The organism is Pseudomonas sp. AK106, assembly GCF_053903055.1.
The window spans coordinates 4,153,839-4,173,665 of sequence record NZ_CP096426.1 but is presented as its reverse complement, the minus strand read 5'-3'; the positions used below and the strand labels follow the sequence as shown (position 1 = coordinate 4,173,665).

Sequence of the window (19,827 nt, the reverse complement as noted above, 5' to 3'; positions counted from 1 at the left end):
CAAGACGAGGCTCATTGTGCTCAATTACCTGTGGTTTTTCCTCGCCGCGCTGTTCGAGATCGCCGGGTGTTATGCCTTCTGGATGTGGCTGCGCCAGGGCAAGAGCGCGCTGTGGGTGATTCCGGCGCTGGTCAGCCTGACGCTGTTCGCCGTGCTGTTGACCCGGGTCGAAGCCACGTATGCCGGGCGCGCCTACGCAGCCTACGGTGGCATCTACATCATTGCTTCCATTGCCTGGCTGGGCGTTATCGAACGTGTCCGACCGTTGACGTCCGACTGGATCGGCGTTGGCCTGTGCGTGATCGGCGCGACCATCATCCTGCTCGGCCCGCGCTGGTCAGCCGCCTGATGCGTTGTGCCTGAGGCACAACCTGACGTCTGCCGTACCTTTCTCCGACGCTTGGGCCGGAAATGTCCAAGTGCGTAGGACGCGTCTGTCGGCCATGTTCCTGAAGGTATGAAGGGCGTTACTGATTTTGCTCTGGCGCATTGAAGCGCGGGGACCTGAGCGTCAACCTGCTTCCTCGGTTACAGCCAAGGAGTAGGACGTATGCTGGTATTGACGCGGGAAATCGGAGAGACCTTCAACATTGGCGATGACATCACCGTGAAGGTGCTGGGCATCACCGGCAATCAGGTGCGCCTGGGAATCGATGCGCCGCAGAGCATCAGGATTCATCGGGCAGAAGTTATCCGACGGATCGCCTCGCGGCTGCAGCACCTCGCCAACCGGTTGCCGGGCAGGTGACCTATTCCTCGAAATATTCCTTTGGCACGTCATACTTGAGCATCAGCTGACATTGCTGGCTGTCCATGTCGAAAAAAATCACTGCCTGACCTTTGCTCAGCGCATGGCGCACCCGCAATACGCGGGTTTCGAGGGGGGTGTCGTCGCCGTTGTCAGTACCGTCGCGGGTCACGAAATCCTCGATCAGGCGCGTCAGGGTGTCGGCTTCGAGTTGGTCGTAAGGGATCAGCATAGGTTTCTCGGCCATCACAAAAAGTACACGGGGCGGCGATGCTATCGCGCCCCGTGCGGGCAGGCTACCGCTGCCCCACCAATGTATCCACCGACGGCACACGAGTGTCGCTTTCCATCTGCGCGTCGTGCTCCAGCTGATGGCTGAAATTCTCCAGCGATGCGTTGGACGGATGCGCGTCGCTGGCAAACACTGGCGGGCTCATGATGTAGGCGGTGAGCAGACGGCTCAGCGTGCTCAAGCTGTCGATGTGGGTGCGTTCGTAACCATGGGTCGCGTCGCAGCCGAACGCCAGCAGGGCGGTGCGCGTGTCGTAACCGGCAGTGATCGCCGAGTGCGCGTCGCTGTAGTAATAGCGGAACAGGTCGCGTCGTACGGACAGTTCGTTTTGCTCGCCCAGGCGCAGCAAATGGCGTGACAGGTGATAGTCGTAGGGGCCGCCGGAATCCTGCATCGCCACGCTGACCGCGTGTTCGCTGGAGTGCTGGCCGGGGGCAACGGGGGCGATGTCGATACCGACGAACTCGCTGACGTCCCACGGCAGGCTCCCCGCAGCGCCGCTGCCGGTTTCTTCGGTAATGGTGAACAGCGGGTGGCAATCGATCAGGGGCTCGACGCCGCTGTCGACGATGGCTTTGAGCGCCGCGAGCAGGGCGGCGACGCCGGCCTTGTCGTCCAGATGGCGCGCGCTGATATGCCCGCTGTCGGTGAACTCGGGCAACGGGTCAAATGCCACGAAGTCGCCGATGTTGATGCCCACCGATTCACAATCCGCGCGGGTCGCGCTGTAGGCGTCCAGGCGCACTTCGACGTGGTCCCAACTGATGGGCATCGTGTCGACGGCCGTGTTGAACGCGTGCCCGGACGCCATCAACGGCAGCACGCTGCCGCGAATCACGCCATTGTCGGTGAACACGCTGACGCGGCTGCCTTCGGCAAAGCGGCTGGACCAGCAACCGACCGGGGCCAGACCCAGCCGGCCGTTGTCTTTGACTTCGCGAACGCTGGCACCGATGGTGTCCAGGTGCGCGGAAACGGCGCGGTCGGGACTGTTCTGTTTACCTTTCAACGTGGCGCGGATGGTGCCGCGGCGGGTCAGCTCGAACGGGATGCCCAGTTCTTCCAGGCGCTCAGCGACGTAGCGCACGATGGTGTCGGTGAAACCGGTGGGGCTCGGGATCGCGAGCATTTCCAGCAGGACTTTCTGCAGGTAATTCAGATCCGGTTCATGGATGTTTGCAGTCGTCATAGGAACCTCAGTGTGGGGCGCTGAATGACCTGATAGCGGGCTCGCTGGCGGATTCGATCCGCCGGCAAGCTCACTGCTACAGGAATGGCGCCTTAGCCATGGGCAGGCTGGCTGTGGGGAAACAATAGATCGACGAAGCGCTCGGCCGTCGGTTGTGGCTCGTGATTGGCCAGACCGCAGCGCTCGTTCGCTTCGATGAATACGTACTCCGGCTGATCGGCGGCGGGGACCATCAGGTCCAGGCCGACCACCGGGATATCGAGGGCGCGCGCGGCGCGTACTGCGGCGTCCTTCAGTACCGGGTGAAGAATCGCGGTGACGTCTTCCAGACAGCCGCCGGTGTGCAGGTTCGCGGTACGTCGCACGGCCAGGCGCTGATCGGCCGGTAATACACTGTCGAAGCTAAACCCCGCGTCTTCAACGGTGCGGTGGGTTTCATCGTCCACCGGGATCTTGCTCTCGCCGTCGGTAGCGGCAGACCGTCGCCGGCTCTGGGCCTCGATCAATTGGCCGACGGTGTGACGGCCATCGCCGATGATCTCGGCGGGCCGACGGATCGCGGCGGCGACCACGTCGAATCCGATCACGACGATGCGCAGGTCCAGGCCTTCATGGAAGCTCTCGAGCAGCACACGACTGTCGAACTGGCGAGCACGCTCGACTGCTGCCTGGACGTCTTCGATGGTGCGCAGGTCCACGGCCACGCCCTGACCCTGCTCACCGTCGACCGGTTTGACCACGACGCGCTGATGTTCTTCAAGAAACGCCAGGTTATCGTCGCCATTGCCGGCCAGCTGCTGCACCGGCACTGCCAGACCTGCGGCCTTCAGCGTTTTCTGGGTCATGCGTTTGTCCTGACACAGCGTCATGCTGACCGCGGTGGTCAGGTCGCTCAGTGACTCCCGGCAACGCACGCGGCGACTGCCATGAATCAGCGTGAACAGCCCGGCTTCCGCGTCATCCACCTGCACCTCGATGCCGCGGCGATGGGCTTCTTCTACGATGATCCGGGCATAGGGGTTGAAGTCCGCCTGGGGGCCGGGGCCGAGAAACAGCTTCTCGTTGATGCCGTTTTTACGCTTGATGGCGAAGGTCGGCAGGTTGCGGAACCCCAGCTTGGCGTAAAGGCTCTTTGCCTGCTGATTATCATGCAGCACCGACAGATCCAGGTACGCCAGACCCCGGCTCTGGAAGTGCTCGACCAGATGACGCACGAGCACTTCGCCGACACCGGGCCGTGTGCATTGCGGATCAACCGCCAGACACCACAGGCTGCTGCCATTTTCGGGATCGTTGAAAGCCTTTTGGTGATTCAAGCCCATCACGCTGCCGATCACGGCATTGGTGGCCTCGTCTTCCGCGATCCAGTAAACCGGGCCGCCGTGATGACGCGGTGTCAGCAGGTTGGGGTCGATGGGCAACATGCCACGGGCGATGTACAGGTTGTTGATCGACGTCCAGTCTCCCTCGCTTTGTGCCCGGCGAATCCTGAAGCCACGAAACACGCGCTGGGCCGGGCGGTAATCGCTGAACCACAGGCGCAGGGTGTCCGACGGATCGAGAAACAGCTGTTGCGGCGATTGCGCCAGCACCTGTTGCGGGGCAGCGACGTATAAAGCGATGTCGCGCTCGCCCTGCTTTTCGTTGATCAAATCCTGCGCGAGAGAGGCCGGGTCAGGGTAGGTATGGCCAATCAGCAGCCGTCCCCAGCCGCAATGCAGAGCCAGCGGTTCTGTCTCAGGCGTGCTGCCGTCTTCGGCAAGGCGAGCCTGCAAGCGTTCGTACGACGGCGCCTGGCCGCGCAACAAGCGCTGGTTGTGAATCGAAGCGTTGGCTTTCATCGGTCAGAGTCCTTGTTCGCTGAGCCAGAGGTTCAGCGCTGCAAGCTGCCACAGCTTGGAGCCGCGCAGTGGCGTCAATTGACCCTGCGGATCTGTCAGCAGTTTGTCGAGCATGACCGGGTTGAACAGCCCGCGGTTCTGGCTTGGATCGAGCAGCAGATCGCGCACCCAGTTGAGCGTGTTGCCTTCCAGGTGCTTGAGGCCCGGTACCGGGAAATAACCTTTTTTGCGATCAATGACTTCTGACGGGATCACCAGGCGCGCGGCTTCTTTGAGCACTTGCTTGCCGCCGTCCGGCAATTTGAAGCGGCCGGGAACGCGGGCAGACAGCTCGACCAGTCGATAGTCCAGAAACGGGGTGCGCGCTTCGAGGCCCCAGGCCATGGTCATGTTGTCGACGCGCTTGACCGGGTCATCCACCAGCATGACAGTGCTGTCCAGTCGCAGGGCTTTGTCCACTGCGGCATCAGCGCCCGGCATCGCGAAGTGCTCGCGCACGAAATCACCGGCTGCGTCATTCGCTGTCAGCCACTTCGGCGTAACGGTTTCGGCGTATTCGGCGTAGCTGCGGTCGAAGAACGCATCGCGATAGGCCCCATAGGGGTCGCTGGCGCCGTCCACTTGCGGGTACCAGTGGTAACCGGCGAACAACTCGTCCGCGCCCTGACCGCTCTGAACCACCTTGCAATGCTTGGCGACTTCGCGGGACAGCAGATAAAACGCGATGCAGTCGTGGCTGACCATCGGCTCGCTCATCGCACGGAACGCGGCGGGCAGTTGCTCGATGATCTCGCTTTCCTTGATGCGCAACTGATGATGGTTGGTGCCGTAGTGTTTGGCGATGAGGTCCGAATACTGAAACTCATCGCCGCGTTCGCCGCCGGCATCCTGGAAGCCGATGGAGAAGGTCGACAGATCCTTAACGCCCACTTCGCGGAGCAAACCGACCAGCATGCTCGAGTCAACGCCACCGGACAGCAGCACGCCGACGTCCACCGCAGCGCGTTGACGGATGGCAACGGCTTCGCGCGTGCTGTCGAGCACACGGTCGCGCCAGTCTTCAAGGGTCAGATTCGCTTCGTCGGCGTGCGGGCCATAGGGCAGCGTCCACCAGACTTTCTGCTCAACCTTGCCTTCGGCACTGACGCGCATCCACGACGCCGGCGGCAGTTTTTCAACCCCCGCCAGCAGGGTGCGCGGTGCAGGCACTACGGCGTGGAAGTTCAGGTAATGGTTGAGTGCGATCGGGTCGAGCATCGGGCTGATGTCGCCGCCTTTCAGCAGCGCCGGCAGGGCAGAAGCAAAACGCAGGCGCTTGTCGGTGCGCGACAGATACAGCGGCTTCACACCAAGACGGTCGCGGGCAATGAACAGGCTTCTGTTGTCGCGCTCCCAGATGGCGAGCGCGAACATGCCGTTGAGCTTGGGCAGCATGTCGGCGCCCCAGGCGTGATAGCCCTTGAGCAGCACTTCGGTGTCGCCGCCGGAATGGAACTGATAGCCGAGGCCTTCGAGTTCGGCACGCAGTTCCGGGAAGTTGTAGATGGCGCCGTTGAAGGCCAGGGACAGGCCCAGGTGACTGTCGATCATCGGCTGCGCCGATCCGTCCGACAGGTCCATGATCTTCAAGCGACGATGGCCGAGGGCAACCGGCCCCTGGCTGTGAAATCCCCACGCATCCGGGCCGCGAGCCGCGAGATGATGGGTGATACGTTCTACTGCGGCGAGATCCGCAGGTTGATTGTCAAAGCGTAGTTCGCCAGCTAATCCGCACATCTGTCCTAAACCCTTTATGTTTTCGGCGTGTTTGGCGTTACTGGGATTGCGCGGCGATGAAGGCCGGGTTCACACCGGGCATCAGGCACGTGGTTGCGTACGTATGGCGCGTTTCGTACATCCTGCGCTGTCAAATCCCAAGCTTGCGCAATGCACTCAGCCAGTAACGTTTGGGCCCTGTCCCGGCGTGGATATACAGCCCTGACCTGAGCCCACTTCCATATGGCGCAGACACATCATCAGGGCGCGCTGCCGTCAGCGGCCTAGCTTTATCGAGTACCGGCAGGCGTGGATCGTTCAATAAAAACATTGCAGGCGAGGGAGGTGCGCCCGGGTTTTCAATCACTGACGACGTTTTTCGTGGGGTGTCGATTCGCTCATAGGTCCAAGAAGCATCCCCACGTCATGTCTTGGGAGCGCATACCTCGCCCGAGTCAACGCGAGCGGTTGGCGATCCGTAAAGCAGCGCTTTTGATGTACTTCACCGAGTTGGCAAGGTTACCGGCATGACTTTCGAGGAGCATGAGGTCCTCTTGTCGACACACAACTCTCTGAGCCTTCAGGTAGATGGCATGACCTTCGAGAAATTGCGACAGAGAGTCAAAGTAAGCCGCCGAATCTTCGAGATCCAGCTGCATATCTTTCAAGCTTAATGTAGGCATTGAGGCTCCAGACGCTATTGAAGCAGGCGTCCTGGCCTGACGGGGTTGGGCTATCGGGTTCACTGTCCGATTCTTTGTTTATCGGCAGCGACGAAGAAACTTTAGAGGCTTATCAGGGTCTGTCGCGGCGGCGTGTCAGTAGCCCGTCATCTCCAGATACCCCACGCCCTCGTGGCTGCCGCTTATGGTCACCGGTCCCTCCCAGTAGGGAATTTGCAAGTTCATCCACGCCTGTGGGTTGAGCGCTTCGACGGCGATGTCCACGGCCTTGGACGGGATTTTCACCGACCAGCGTGTGGGCATGTCGCGGCCTTCAACGTCAGTGGTGTCTTCGGGTGCCAGCGCTATGTCTGCCGCCGCCAGTTGTTCGGTGCTGCCGTCGGCGTTGATCCACGTCCCGGTCAGGTACGGCTCGCCGTCCTTCTGCCGCATGCGGTAGAGCATGACTTCGGCACCATCCCCCAGGTGCAGCGAGAACCAGTCCCAACCCGTTTGATTATCGGTGAGCGGCTGACTGCTCCACTCCCGATCCAGCCATGCAGGCCCGGACACCTGGTAGGTTTTGCCGTCGATCTCGATGCTGCCATTCGCCTGAAAGAACGGCTGGCTGTAGTAGTACGACGCTTGCCCCTGCTCGGACTTCTGGCTAAAGCCCTGTTTACCTTGCAGCACCAAAGGCTTGGTGGCTTTCAGGCGCAGGCGGTAGTTGAACTGTGGCCCGCTGGCCTGCAGCTGCATATCCGCCAGCGGGTCATCGCTGGCGGACTGGCTGGTGAAGGACCAGTCGTCGATCCAGGCCGCGAACGGCGCCAGTGTCACGCCGGCCTGCTGCACGCCGCCACGGGCATAGCGTTCCGCTGCGAAGTGCTCGTCCTGGGAGGTCACCGCCGCGTGTCCCATCCACAGGTTGCGGTTGCTCCATCCAGCCCCATCGCCCTGCAGACCTTTTGCGCGGGGCAGGGCGTTGCGAAACAGCGTCCATTGCACGCCGAACGACTGGCCGTCGGCATCCTTCAGATTGGCGGTGACGTACCACCACTCGATGCGGAAATCAGCGTGGGGGCCGTGATCGTCGGGAAACTCGAACCGCTTGCCCGGCGTTACCCGTGCGTAACTTGAGGCGTCGTCGGCAAGGCCGGCGAAGCCTTTTTCTTCTTCGGGTTTGTCGTCGCAGCCGCTCAGCAGCAGACCGAGCATCAGCAGGGCGACGATCTGCAGGCGAACGGTGATCAGGGGCAGGGCTTTAACCTTCATTGGCGAAAGTCCTCAGCAAATCAGCGGGGCGGGTGCGGTACAGGCGGTAGAGCGGCCAGGCCGACGCCAGCAGTGTGGCGAGCATTGCCAGCAGCGTCAGGCGCACCAGCTGCATAGGGAACACTTGCAGTGGCAGGCGCCAACCGAACGCTTGCACGTTGATCACGGCGTCCAGGCACCAGGCCAGCAACAGCCCCAGCGGAATTGCGAGCACCAGTGTCAGCACCGCCAGAAGCCAGGTCTGCGCCAGATTAAGCAGCATCAATTGCTGCCGCGTCACACCCAGCGCCCATAACGGCGCCAGTTGCGCGAGGCGGCTTTGGCTCTGGGTCAGCAGACTGATGAACAAGGCAACTCCGGCCACCATCAACGTCAGGCTGTTCAACGCAGCCGTGGCGGCGAATGTGCGTTCGAAGACTTGTTGCGACCAGGCCTTGAGCTGGATCTGATCGACGATGCGGTTGTCGTCGATGGTGAATTTGTTGTGCAGCACCCGCAGCAGTTGCGGGATGGCGCGGGGATCGATGCGCAGATTGAAGCGGTTGGGTGTCAGCTGCGGCCAATGCTTGAGAAGGTGCTCGGCGTTCACCAGCACGTGGCCCTTGGGATTGCCGTAATCGGCATAAATGCCAACGACGCGCAGCGGCCACGGCCCGTCGGGCGCGGGCAGTTTTACTTCATCGCCAACGCTGACGTCCAGGCGGCGGGCCAGTTGTTCGCTGAGCATCAGCGTGTCTTCCTGCGCCAGTTGCTTCCAGGCATCACCGCTTGCCGACTCCAGCAGCGGCCAGTGCTGGCGGTAGTGCGGATGATCGATCACCCCATACAGCTCGGCCGGCCAGCCCTTCAGTTGCAACGAAACCTGCCAGTTGGGCAGCACGGCCGACGTCAGCGGCTGCTGGCTCAGCCATTGCTGCAGCGGCGCGGCTTGCGCCGGGTTCTGCGGATTGATGTACAGCTCGGCGCTGAGGCGTTGTTCCAGCCAGTGGGTGAACGTCTGGCGGAAGCCCGACGTCATGCTGCCCGCGCCGATGTTTGCTGCCATTGCCAGCAGCAAGGCCATCAGCGCCAGGCTCAGGGCCGGCAATTGCTGCCGGCAGTCAGCGAGAAACCACTGACCCAGCACCGAACGGCTCCTGCCCAGCAGTGCGTCGAGCAGCAGATTAAGCAGCACCGGCAGCCCCAGCGCCGCGCTCAACAACAGGCTCGCCATCAGCACGAAGCCCAGTGCCAGGCTGTCGCCAAACAGCGCGGCCGATATGGCAATCAACGCCGATATTCCGGCCACCCAGCCCTGGCGTCGCAGCCATTTGGAATGGGTTTCATGCCACGCCTGGGCATTGGCCAGCGCCAGCAAAGGCAGGCGCGCAGCACGCAGCAGGCTGCTGGCCCCCGCGAGAAATGCGCCGAGCAGACTGACGCCCAGACCGCTCAGCCACCACCAGACGCTAAGGTTCAGGTGGCCGGCGACTTCAGCGCCGTACAGCCCGCGCAGACTCGCCGCCACGTCCGGCAACAGCGCGCTCGCCAGCCAGTAACCGCTGATGACACCTGCTATGCCGCCGAGCAGGGCCAGCACGCCGAGCTCGACCACCAGACTCACCATCAACCCGCGTGCGCTGACCCCGCAGGCGCGCAGGTTGCGCAGCAGCCCGCGACGCTGTTCCAGCGCGAGACCAATGGCGGCATGGACGATGAACAGTCCGACCACGAACGAAAGGAAACCCAGTGCGTCGAGGTTCAGGTGGAAGCTTTCGGTAAGCCTGCCCAGATCGTTGTCTTCGCCACTTTTGCGCAGCACCAGCTCGCCATTCAGCTCGGCCGGCAGGGCGGGGGCGTTATCCGCAAAGTCCTTTGGCAGCACCAGCCGCGAGATCTGATCCGGCTGGTTGAGCAGTTGCTGAGCGAAGCCTATGTCCATGAGCAGTACGCCCGGCGCCATGTCGGTTTTCGCGCGCAATGGCGGCAGTACCTTTCCGGAGTCGGTGACCGGCTGCTGGCCTTCATGGAGACCGAGGGCGGCAAGGGTCTGCGGTGAAATCCAGGTGGTGCCGGGAGGGGTGAAGAAGTCGACGATCTGCGCGGTGTCCAGGGATTGCCCTGCCAGCGCGGTGTTCACCGGCAGCGAGACCGGCTCGATGCCGAGCACGGTCAGACGTTGCTCCGGCGCCTCTTTGAGGGCGACGCGCCCGCGCAGTGCGGGAGAGACCGGCCATCCGGCCCGGCGCAGGGTTACGAACAGGTCCTGGGAAAAGTTGGCGCCGTTGGGCGAGACCAGAATCTTCTGCGGCTCGCCGCCGATCATCTGGCTGGCCTTGGCGTAGCTTTCACGGGCCTGACTGTTCAGCGCCTGCACCCCGGTCAGCAGGCTGGTTGCCAGCCACAGGCCGGTCAGCACGCTGAAAAACTGCACGGGGTGGCGCCGCCAGTGGCTCAGCAGCGCTTTCAAGGTCCAGTAGAAGACAGGCATTTCAGCGTTCGCCTTCGCTGACCAGACGACCCAGGTGCAGCACGGCCTGACGCTGCAATCGTGCCGCCACCCTCGGGCTGTGGGTGACCATCAACAGGCTGGTGGTGCTGTCGGCCAGAAGGTCCAGCAGCAGTTGCAGCACTTCATCGCTCGTGGCTTCGTCAAGGTTGCCGGTGGGTTCGTCAGCGAGCAGCAGGGCGGGGCGCGAAGCAAGGGCGCGTCCGATCGCAACGCGCTGTTGCTGGCCGCCCGAGAGTTGTTCGGGATAGCGCCTGAGCAGCGCGCCCAGGCCCAGCCGCTCAGTCAGTTCGGCCTGCCATTCAGGCTGGTAGCGCCCGGCCAGACGCGCCTGAAATGCCAGGTTGTCTTCTACCTTCAGACTGCCGATCAGGTTGAACTGCTGGAACACCAGACCGACTTCCGTGCGCCGCCAGTTGGCCAGTTGCGCCTCGTTCATCTGATCCAGACGCTGTCCGGCAATCTCGATGCTGCCCGTGTCCACATTGTCCAGCCCGGCCACCAGATGCAGAAGCGTGCTCTTGCCGCTGCCCGACTCACCCATCAACGCGAGGCTGCCACCCTGATCCAGTTGCAGGTCCGCGCCACGCAAAACGGCCAAAGGGCCCTGGGCCGTGGCATAGCTCTTGAACACACCCTGGACTTGCAGCATCGACACGCACCTGATTGAAGGGATGGGCTGGAGGATAACGGTTTGACCGGAGCCGATGTAGCCGGCGAAGCAGTGGATCTTCGGCAGGACAAAGAAGTTGCGTCGGATAGCGATGACGGGCGCGGGACACCCGATACCGCAGGCTTTGCTATTTCCCGCGAATCAGCCCTCGCAGCGCGAACCGATTGGGATGACAGGCTTCGGCCACGGTTCGCGGCAGGGGCAAGGGTTCGTTATCCAGCCAGGCGGCGATCAGTTCGCCGGACAGCGGCGCAGTGATAAGGCCGCGTGAACCGTGACCGCTGTTGACATACAAACCGTCCAGCCATGGGCATTCGGTATCCGGCGTCTGGCGCGCGTCCTTGCGCAGCACGGCGTACGTCTCAAGGAATGCCGCCCGGTCCGCCAGTGGCCCGACAATGGGCAGGTAATCCGGGCTGGTGCAGCGAAATGCGGCGCGACCTTGCAGGTCCTCGGCGGGCAAACCATTGGCGTTCAGCCGCTCGGTCAGGTCCTCGGAGATTTCCCGCAGCAGCTCGAGATTGCCGAGATGTTCGGCCGTACTCGGCGTCAGGTCATCGCTGTTGAAGGCGAAGCTTGCGCCCAGCGTGTGTTCGTCGCCGCGTGCAGGCGCCACGTAACCCTCGGCGCAGACGACAGTCTTCAAGGCCTGGCTGTCGGGCGTGGCAGCCAGTCGGGTGATTTGCCCCCGAATACGCTTGAGTGGAAGGTCAGCGCTGGCCGGGAAGCGTTTGATCTCGGCCGCGCCCGCCAACACGACGACTGGAGCAGAAGCCAGCAGACGCTCGCCATCCCACGCCTGCCACAGCGGCCCGTCCCGCCGCAGCTCGATCGCATCGTTGTGAGTCAGCAGCTTGATGTTGCTTGCGCTGGCCTGATCACGACACAACGCCGGTGGGTGCACCCAGCCGCCTTGTGGGTAAAACAAGCCGCCGCTCTTCAACACGATACCGGCCCGCAACTCGGCGTCAGCCCGGTCCAGTACATGCAGCAGATCGTCGGGGAACGCCTCAGCCAGTTGCGCCTGACGCGCCTGCTCTTTGTCGTCGAAGGCCAGTTGGAGCACGCCGCAATCGTCCCAGTCGATGCCCCGTTGCAGGCGCTCCAGCAAGCGTCGGGTGTGACCGAACCCGCTCAGGATCAGCTGCGACAACGCGGTGCCATGGGCCGACAGTTTCAGGTAAAGCACGCCTTGTGGATTGCCCGATGCTTCTTGCGCCAGATCACCATGGCGCTCCAGAAGACTGACGTGCCAACCGCGCGCCGCCAGGCTCGCCGCCGTGGCGCACCCGGCCAGCCCTGCGCCAATCACCAATGCTGTGCGAGGGGTGTCTGGTGAACGGGGCAGTAGACGTGGCAGGGAACTGGGCCGGGCAAACCAGGGCTTGGCGCGCGGAGGCGTTGGCACGTCTTCAGGCCATGCGATGAAGCGGCCTTTGAGTACCTCCCACTTATGCCCGATGCCCGGCACGCGCTTCATTTTGAAACCGGCTGCGTTCAGTGCCCGGCGCACCCAGCCGGTGCTGGTAAAAGTGCCGATGGTCGAGCCCGGTGCCGCCAGCCGTGCCAGCTCGGCGAATAGCTCGGGTGTCCACATTTCCGGGTTTTTCGCGGGCGCGAAACCGTCGAGAAACCAGGCGTCGATCTGTCCGTCGAGTTGCGGCAGCATGTCCAGCGCGTCACCGATCAGCAAGGTCAGCGTGACGCGCCCGCCATCGAACACCAACCGCTGAAAGCCCTGATGCACCGCCACGTACCGGCCCAGCAATTGATCCGCCAGCACCTTGAGCTCGGGCCACAAATTCAGCGCGCGCTCCAGATCAGCACGGCTCAGCGGGTATTTTTCGACGCTGACGAAATGCAGCCGTGCATCTGCGACTGCGCTGGCGTTGAACAGCTGCCAGGCGCACAGGAAATTCAGCCCGGTGCCAAAACCGGTCTCACCGATTACCAGCCGACCGCCCGCCGGCAAAGCGGCAAAGCGTTCGGGCAGCTCGTTCTGGGTCAGGAACACATGGCGGGTTTCATCCAGGCCCGACTGGGTCGAGAAATAGACGTCGGAGAACACCCGCGAATGCGGATTGCCGTGTTCGTCCCAGTCAATCTGGGCGTTGGCGATCTGGGTGTGGTCAGTGGTGATCATGTTCGGCTCGGGGCGGGCAAGGTGGCGATGTTACTCCAGCGTCCGGTGGGCGGTGCACTACATATGTATGCCACTTTGCGGGCGCGTTCCTGTTTATCTATGCGCCTTTGATCACACGCAGAAACAAGGACGTCACATGAACACCGCCAGTCTGGCTCTCACTGCTTCATTCATTAGGAACACGCTGCCGCAATGGTTTATCCAGGCGACGCCGGCGATGCGCGACGCGCTGCGCCGGGACATGACCCTCGCGCAAGCCGCCCGCGAACACCTCAATCAGGTTCTCCTGCGCATTCAGGACCTGCCGTCGTTTGCCCGGCCGTTGCTGACTCAGGCCCTCGACACCGAATTCGGGCCGGGTCTGGATGTCGACCGTGACCACTTCTTTCACGCCAGATTCCAGCGTGACTGGCTGACAGGTCGCGCTTCGCCTCAGGGTTCCAGCACGCGTCCGCTGCTGGCCGCTGCGCTGCAGAATTTTGAAGCGGTCGAAGCGACGGACGCTGATCGCGAAAGCACCTCCGCTATCATTGGCGGCGCGTCGGATGCGCCGGCGGGGACGGAAAACGTTCATCCCTTGGGTGTCAGCCCCGGTCGCTTCATCGGGCTGTGCCGCCGGCTTGATCTGGGCGGCCAGTATCAGCGGCACCTGCACCATGTACTGCACCCCGTCGCGAGGCCGGACGTGCCAGATAGCCTGGACAGCGATGACATCAAGGCGCGCATGATCGAGCACGCCCGTCTGGCCTTGCGGGTCGATTCCCACATCGCACGCCTCAAGGGCTCCATTGATGAGGCCCAGTACCAGATGCTGCTTCAAGTCAATGCCTACGGGCCTGCGGATCAGGTGTCTAGCCTGCAACTGCTGGGCTGCCGGTTGCGCGACGCGTTGTTGTTCAAAGCCGCCGGTCAGACGCGTTGCGTGGTTTACCTGCCAGGCGAGCCTGATGGTGCGATTCAGTCCCATGCATCCCTGGAAGATCTCACACAGGCACTGAGGACCAAACTGCGTTCCGAGGTGTATCAGCGCTACTTTGATCGCTTTATTCCCCAGCGCAGCAAGTCGGCTTTCTTCAAGCGTCTGCACGAACGACTGGCGCCCCATGTCCTGCACAGCGTCGCCCGTGGCGACGGTTTTCACCGACAGCTGATCAGCGTTTCCGAGGTGGATCAGACGGCTTTTCTCGATCTGGAAGCCATCGAGGTGGGCGGCGCATTGGGTGATGTTTTCTACCTGTATCAGATGCTGCGACTGAAGGACGACGCTCGCGTACTCGCGGTCCCTACCGATGACGAGGACCAGAAAACCCGGGAGCAACGTCTCGCTGAATGGCTGGACTACGGCATGGACGCGCTGAATGTTGCCGCGCTGTTCGTTCCCGGTCTGGGTGAAGTCATGATGGTGGTCGCGGGCGCGCAGTTGCTCGACGAGACCTTCGAAGGCATTGAAGCGTGGCGCCATGGCGACATGGATGAGGCGTTGGATCACTTGGGGAGTGTCGCGCAAAACCTGGCATTCATGGGCGCGCTGGGTGCCGCGGGCGCGGCGACGGGCGCAATGGCCGCAGAATCCGCTGGGTCGCAGCCTCCGTCGTTCATCAAACGCAGCCTTCCGGCCCGGGACGCTGCAGGTCGTCTGCGCCTGACTGACGTAGGCACGGCCCTGCGCCGTCTGCACCCCGAACTCGCAGACATCGACGAACCATCCGTCAGCCGGATAATGGCAGTGAGCGGCGTCGACGAAGAGTGTCTGGCCGCATTGCACATCAGTCAGCAACCCGCGCCCGCAGCGCTGATCGACACTGCCAAGCGGTTTCGGCTCAGTCAGCAGGCGGCCGACTCTGCCCAGGCCCTGGACGCGGCATACCTCGCCAGCGAGCAGTCGAACGACCCGCTGATTGCACTGCTGAGACGCGATTTCCCGTCGCTCACCCTGGCTTCCAGCCAGGCTCTGATCGCTGAGGCCGGTGCCGAGCAGCGGCTGGCCATGCTGGACACCCGGCGCATCCCGCTGGAAATGGCCGGAAAGGTACGCGGGCATTTGCGTCAGACCCGCATGAGCCGCGCGCTGGAAGGCTTTTTCCTGACCCCCAGCACCGCCAATGACGATCTTCAGCGCCTGACGTTGCGCAGCCTCGCGACGTTCCCGGGATGGCCCGCCGACGTGCGCATTGAGATACGAAGCGGCGACGCTACCGGCGCGTTACTTGACAGCATCGGCGCCGAGAATGCCACCCGGCAACGTGTGTTGATCAAGGGCGAAAAAGGCTTTCAGGTAGAGGCCGCTGAGGCATCGGGGGGAAAAGGCAGTCTGTTTTCCGCGCTGTTGCGCGCGCTGCCCGAGAGCAGTCGCCAGGCGATGGGGCTCAACGACCCGCAGACCGGCGTGCGCGCTTTCAAGCGCCGTGTCTTCAACTGGGTTCGGTCGCAACCGAAATGGGCGGCCGAGCAGTTGGGGCAATGGACGTTACCCACCGAGTTCAGGCCGCCGCAGCGTTTACTGGACGGGCGCATCGGTTATCCACTCAGCGGACGCGGGTTGCCTGTGGCCGAAGGTGCGATTCAACAGCAATTGCTCCAGGCAATGACGCACCTCTATCCGGAGAGTGTCGAGCTGGCGGATCAGCTGCGGGCCATGGCTCGGCGCGGGCGATCTTTGGAGCAATTGCTGGCCGCGACGCACGCCCGTGCGGCCGCCTATGACCACCTGCACATGAGCCTGATCGCCTGGGCGGAGGCCGAAGATATCAGCGTGCTGCTCAATGACGGTGAACGGCTGGCGCGGCGCCGGGTGGCCAACGTGCTGGGTCGGGCGTGGCGTTACAGCCATGGGGATGCTCCCCGGGGGTCGCGCTGGCTGACACTGGAGCACCTGGTCATTCCGGAATTGCCGCCGTTGCATAGTTTCTATGCCGACATCACGCAGATCGAGCTCAATAACGTTCAGTTTGATACTTCCGGGGCGAATGCGTTTCTGGCCAACTTTCCGAATGTCACTCACCTGAACGTGCGCGGCAGTTTGGCCGCGCTGCCGGACGGATTGTCTCAGCTGCACTCCCTGCAGCACCTGTCGCTGGAAAATTTGTCGTGGACGCTGGACCAGCCCGCCATGAACACGTTGATGGATATACCTGCGCTGGACTCGCTGAGCCTGGCTGGCAGCCGTCTGGGCGACTTCACCGACACCAGCCGCCTGCGCCTCTCGACCCTGTGGATCAACAACACGGGCCTCACTCAATGGCCGGAATGGACCCATACGCTGGGGCTGGGCGAGCTGGACATCAGTGACAACCACATCACCGAGGTCGCGGCCGAAGTCATCGAGAACCCGCAGGACCATGGCCGCCATACAGTGATCTACGCCTACAACAACCCGTTCACCCACCAGTCGCTCGAGGATTACTGGCGCAACGACACCGGCTACGGTCATCGCTACCAGCTCGACTACGATTTTCCCGAAGACATTCGCGAGATCCACGTCGAAGGCGCGCCGATGGACACAGAGTCCGAGGTATCGGATGACGAAGGCGAGTCTCATGGCCACCGCGCCGGTACAAGCGCCGGTGCTGCCAGACCCTCCGCGCAGGTGTGGTTGCGCCCGGGTGAGGATGTGCTGAATCAGCGGTTGCTCGCGGCGTGGACTCAGGTTGAACACGCCGCCGACGCGCCTCATCTGCTGGTGCTGTTGCAGCGGCTGAGAGAAACCCCGGATTTCCGCCAGTTCCACGCCGAGCTTGCCAGTGAGGTGCTCACCGTTCTGGAAACGGCCGCGCAGGATGCGGTGTTGCGCGGGCAGATCGAGGTCATGGCCAACGACCGTCTGTTTGGCGCCAACCAGACCTGTCAGGACGGGGCACGGCTGATCTTCAGTGATATTCAAGTGGCGGTATACAGCCATGGATCGCTGCGGGATGTCGCAGAAAGTCAGCGCACGGACGCGTTGTTGGGGGTGATTCGTCAGCTCTTTCGCCTCAACGAAGTGCAGGCGATCGCGGATGCGGAGATTGCCCGGCGCGAAAGTCTGGGGATGGCGCTGGATCATGCCGAGGTGCGACTGGCGTACCGGGTCGGACTGGCGGACGACCTCGGGCTGCCCGGTCAGCCTTACCGGATGGTCTGGGCGCGCCTGGCAGCGGTTGACCGTGGTGCGTTGCTGGAGGCTCGGGGTCGTGTGCTGGAAGCAGAGCGTGGCCCGGCTTTTCTGCAGTTTGCCGTCGACAATCAACAGTGGAACGCGCGACTGCGATCCGGCCACGAGTCAGCCCTCGCGTCGGCCACCGCGTCAGTGCGCGCGCGCATGGCAGCGCTGGAAGAACATCCGCCAGCTGATCCCGACGAGTACCACCGACAAGGTCTGGCACTCATCGCCGAGCGCGATGGGGCTGAAGCACTGATGCTCAGACAGTTGACGGATCTGTACCGCGCGGGCTGGTAATTGGCTGAACGAGGTGGCGCCGCGCGGTGCCGCCTCGTTTCTCCTGCAACCGAATGTTTCCCGCTGCAGTGATCCATCGCAGCGGTTGGCGGTCATAACCTGCATCGGCGCTGCCTGCCGCCTGCTAGTCTTGACCGATCCTGAAGGGAGCCTTGAATGTTCGAATCCGCTGAAATCGGCCACACCATCGACGACGAAACCTACGACGCTGAAGTCCCGGCCCTGCGCGAAGCGCTGCTGGAGGCTCAGTACGAACTGCATGAGCAAGGCAAGCGCCAGATCATCGTATTGATCAATGGCATCGAAGGCGCCGGCAAGGGCGAGACCGTCAAGTTGCTCAACGACTGGATGGACCCGCGCTATATCGAAGTGCGCACCTTCGATCAACAAACCGATGAAGAACTGGCCCATCCACCGGTCTGGCGCTACTGGCGCCAGTTGCCGCCGAAGGGCCGGATCGGCGTGTTTTTCGGGAACTGGTACAGCCAGATGATCCAGGGCCGGGTGCACAAGCAGTTCAAGGACCCGGTGCTGGATCAGGCCATCAACGGCGCCGAGCGACTGGAAAAGATGCTGGTCGACGAAGGCGCTGTAATTTTCAAATTCTGGTTTCATCTGTCCAAGCGGCAGATGAAGCTGCGCCTCAAAACCCTCAAGGATGACCCGCTGCACAGTTGGCGCATCAGCCCGCTGGACTGGCAGCAGTCGAAGACCTACGACCGCTTCGTGCGTTTTGGCGAGCGCGTGCTGCGCCGAACCAGTCGCGACTATGCGCCCTGGCACGTCATCGAAGGCGTCGACCCGAACTACCGCAGCCTGACCGTCGGCCGGTTGCTGCTCGAAGGTTTGCAAAACGCCCTGAAGACGCCTGAAGGGGCAACCCATCTTGTCGGACTCGGCCCTTTGCCCAACAACAGCAATGAGCTGAGCCTGCTCGACAATCTCGATATGACCCTGGCGCTGGAAAAAGACGATTACGACGAGCAACTGATCACCGAGCAGGCGCGGCTTTCGGGGCTCATGCGCGACAAACGCATGCGCCGTCACTCATTGGTGGCGGTGTTCGAGGGCAACGATGCAGCGGGCAAGGGCGGTGCCATCAAACGGGTCGCCGGCGCGCTCGATCCAAGGCAGTACCACATCGTGCCGATCGCCGCGCCCAGTCAGGATGAACTGGCCCAGCCTTATCTGTGGCGGTTCTGGCGGCAGATTCCGGCGCGGGGAAAATTCACCGTGTTCGATCGATCATGGTATGGACGGGTGCTGGTCGAGCGTGTCGAAGGCTTCTGCTCCGAGGCTGACTGGTTAAGGGCCTACAGCGAGATCAACGACTTCGAAGAGCAGCTCACCGACTTCGGGGTTGTAGTGGTGAAGTTCTGGCTGGCGATCGACGACAAAACCCAACTGGAGCGTTTTCAGGCGAGGGAGAAGGTGCCGTTCAAACGCCACAAAATCACCGAGGATGACTGGCGTAACCGCAGCAAGTGGCCGCTGTATCGCGAGGCAGTGAGTGACATGGTGGATCGCACCAGCACTGAAATCGCGCCGTGGACGCTGGTCGAGGCCAACGACAAACGCTGGGCGCGGGTCAAGGTACTGCGCACGATCAACGAAGCGATCGAGGCGGCATTCAAGAAGAGTGACAAGAAACACAAGTAGCGGGGAAGGGGGCGTACGAGCCGGCGTCGGCTCGTACGTTTCTCATGCGCTAACGCCGAGACTTGATGGTCGGGCTTAGTGATGGCGCGGCTTGAGGATAGCCGGCTTTTCATCCGGGGCTTGCAGCAGCAGGTACAGCGCGGTCAGCGCTTCCGGGATCTGCACGATCATGTCGTCCATCAGGTTGGCGTCAGCGGCGATGTCGGCGAACTCTGGCTGTTCATCGAACAGACCGGAACCGACCATAATCGGCAGCAGCATCTCGCTGACTTCCTCTTCGTCGTTCTCGAACCAGGCCGACTCGCGCAGGAACACGCCTTCCATAAAACCGATGCACCAGCCACGCAGCTCGGAGTCATCGGGGTCATCGCCCAGGTCCAGATCGCATGGCAATTCGAACTCCTCGTCCGATGCCAGCTGGCGAGCGATGTGCGCCTTGAGCTGGATCAGGGTGGATTCGATTTCCTCGTGTTGCGCCTCGTCGGCGTAGTGCGGAGGCTCGGCGAACAGTGCGTCGATCCACTCGCGATCAGGAACGGTTTCGGCGCAAATGGACAGCGCGGTGAGATAGCCGTGGGCGGCTACGTAGTCCAGCGCTTCGTCATGCAGCTCATCGGCATCGAGGAAGGCTTGCAGGCGGTGTAATTGCTCAGCGAAGGACATTGAC

The 19,827-nt window shown here is 62.5% G+C and carries 14 protein-coding genes; 4 read left to right on the top strand and 10 right to left on the bottom strand.

Annotated features, from left to right (window positions below):
• The first annotated feature begins 16 nt into the window (after positions 1-16).
• On the top strand, positions 17-349 hold the full coding sequence (locus M1E04_RS18375; protein ID WP_065986886.1) for a YnfA family protein: 333 nt from the start codon (positions 17-19) through the stop codon (positions 347-349).
• A 201-nt stretch (positions 350-550) separates the two neighbouring features.
• Positions 551-748, top strand: a complete 198-nt coding sequence (gene csrA, locus M1E04_RS18370) for a carbon storage regulator CsrA (protein ID WP_065986888.1) — start codon at positions 551-553, stop codon at positions 746-748.
• Position 749: 1 nt separating this feature from the next.
• Here csrA and M1E04_RS18365 read toward each other — a convergent pair whose 3' ends face one another.
• From M1E04_RS18365 to mnmC, 9 genes are all read right to left on the bottom strand, one after another.
• Positions 750-980 carry a YheU family protein gene (locus M1E04_RS18365; protein WP_192135470.1) on the bottom strand — a complete coding sequence of 77 codons (231 nt, stop codon included), beginning with the start codon at positions 978-980 and terminating at the stop codon, positions 750-752.
• Positions 981-1,044: 64 nt separating this feature from the next.
• The gene (locus M1E04_RS18360; RefSeq protein WP_065986892.1) at positions 1,045-2,229 is read right to left on the bottom strand and encodes an osmoprotectant NAGGN system M42 family peptidase; all 1,185 of its coding nucleotides are present in this window, start codon (positions 2,227-2,229) and stop codon (positions 1,045-1,047) included.
• Between the two features lie 92 nt (positions 2,230-2,321).
• Positions 2,322-4,070, bottom strand: coding sequence for an N-acetylglutaminylglutamine synthetase (gene ngg, locus M1E04_RS18355; protein ID WP_456291832.1), 1,749 nt, complete (start codon positions 4,068-4,070; stop codon positions 2,322-2,324).
• A 3-nt stretch (positions 4,071-4,073) separates the two neighbouring features.
• Positions 4,074-5,846 carry an N-acetylglutaminylglutamine amidotransferase gene (locus M1E04_RS18350; protein WP_456291831.1) on the bottom strand — a complete coding sequence of 591 codons (1,773 nt, stop codon included), beginning with the start codon at positions 5,844-5,846 and terminating at the stop codon, positions 4,074-4,076.
• Positions 5,847-6,280: 434 nt separating this feature from the next.
• Positions 6,281-6,508, bottom strand: coding sequence for a hypothetical protein (locus tag M1E04_RS18345; protein ID WP_065986897.1), 228 nt, complete (start codon positions 6,506-6,508; stop codon positions 6,281-6,283).
• A gap of 135 nt (positions 6,509-6,643) precedes the next feature.
• Positions 6,644-7,762 (bottom strand): lipocalin-like domain-containing protein, encoded by a 1,119-nt coding sequence (locus M1E04_RS18340; protein WP_192135466.1) that lies wholly within the window; start codon positions 7,760-7,762, stop codon positions 6,644-6,646.
• Positions 7,752-10,232 carry an FtsX-like permease family protein gene (locus M1E04_RS18335; protein WP_192135464.1) on the bottom strand — a complete coding sequence of 827 codons (2,481 nt, stop codon included), beginning with the start codon at positions 10,230-10,232 and terminating at the stop codon, positions 7,752-7,754. The genes M1E04_RS18340 and M1E04_RS18335 overlap by 11 nt, the downstream gene beginning before the upstream one ends.
• Position 10,233: 1 nt before the next feature.
• Positions 10,234-10,902, bottom strand: coding sequence for an ABC transporter ATP-binding protein (locus M1E04_RS18330; protein WP_065986903.1), 669 nt, complete (start codon positions 10,900-10,902; stop codon positions 10,234-10,236).
• Positions 10,903-11,050: 148 nt separating this feature from the next.
• Entirely contained in the window at positions 11,051-13,066 is a 2,016-nt protein-coding gene (gene mnmC, locus M1E04_RS18325) for a bifunctional tRNA (5-methylaminomethyl-2-thiouridine)(34)-methyltransferase MnmD/FAD-dependent 5-carboxymethylaminomethyl-2-thiouridine(34) oxidoreductase MnmC (RefSeq protein ID WP_456291830.1), read from the bottom strand.
• Between the two features lie 136 nt (positions 13,067-13,202).
• Here mnmC and M1E04_RS18320 point away from each other — a divergent pair, with 136 nt between their 5' ends.
• Both M1E04_RS18320 and pap read left to right on the top strand, forming a co-directional pair.
• On the top strand, positions 13,203-17,501 hold the full coding sequence (locus tag M1E04_RS18320) for a dermonecrotic toxin domain-containing protein (protein WP_456291829.1): 4,299 nt from the start codon (positions 13,203-13,205) through the stop codon (positions 17,499-17,501).
• Between the two features lie 156 nt (positions 17,502-17,657).
• Complete coding sequence (pap, locus tag M1E04_RS18315) at positions 17,658-19,160, top strand: polyphosphate:AMP phosphotransferase (protein WP_065986909.1); 1,503 nt, start codon at positions 17,658-17,660, stop codon at positions 19,158-19,160.
• Positions 19,161-19,235: 75 nt separating this feature from the next.
• On the opposite strand, the gene M1E04_RS18310 is transcribed toward pap, so the two are convergent.
• Positions 19,236-19,823 (bottom strand): UPF0149 family protein, encoded by a 588-nt coding sequence (locus M1E04_RS18310; RefSeq protein ID WP_192135458.1) that lies wholly within the window; start codon positions 19,821-19,823, stop codon positions 19,236-19,238.
• Between the last annotated feature and the right edge of the window lie 4 nt (positions 19,824-19,827).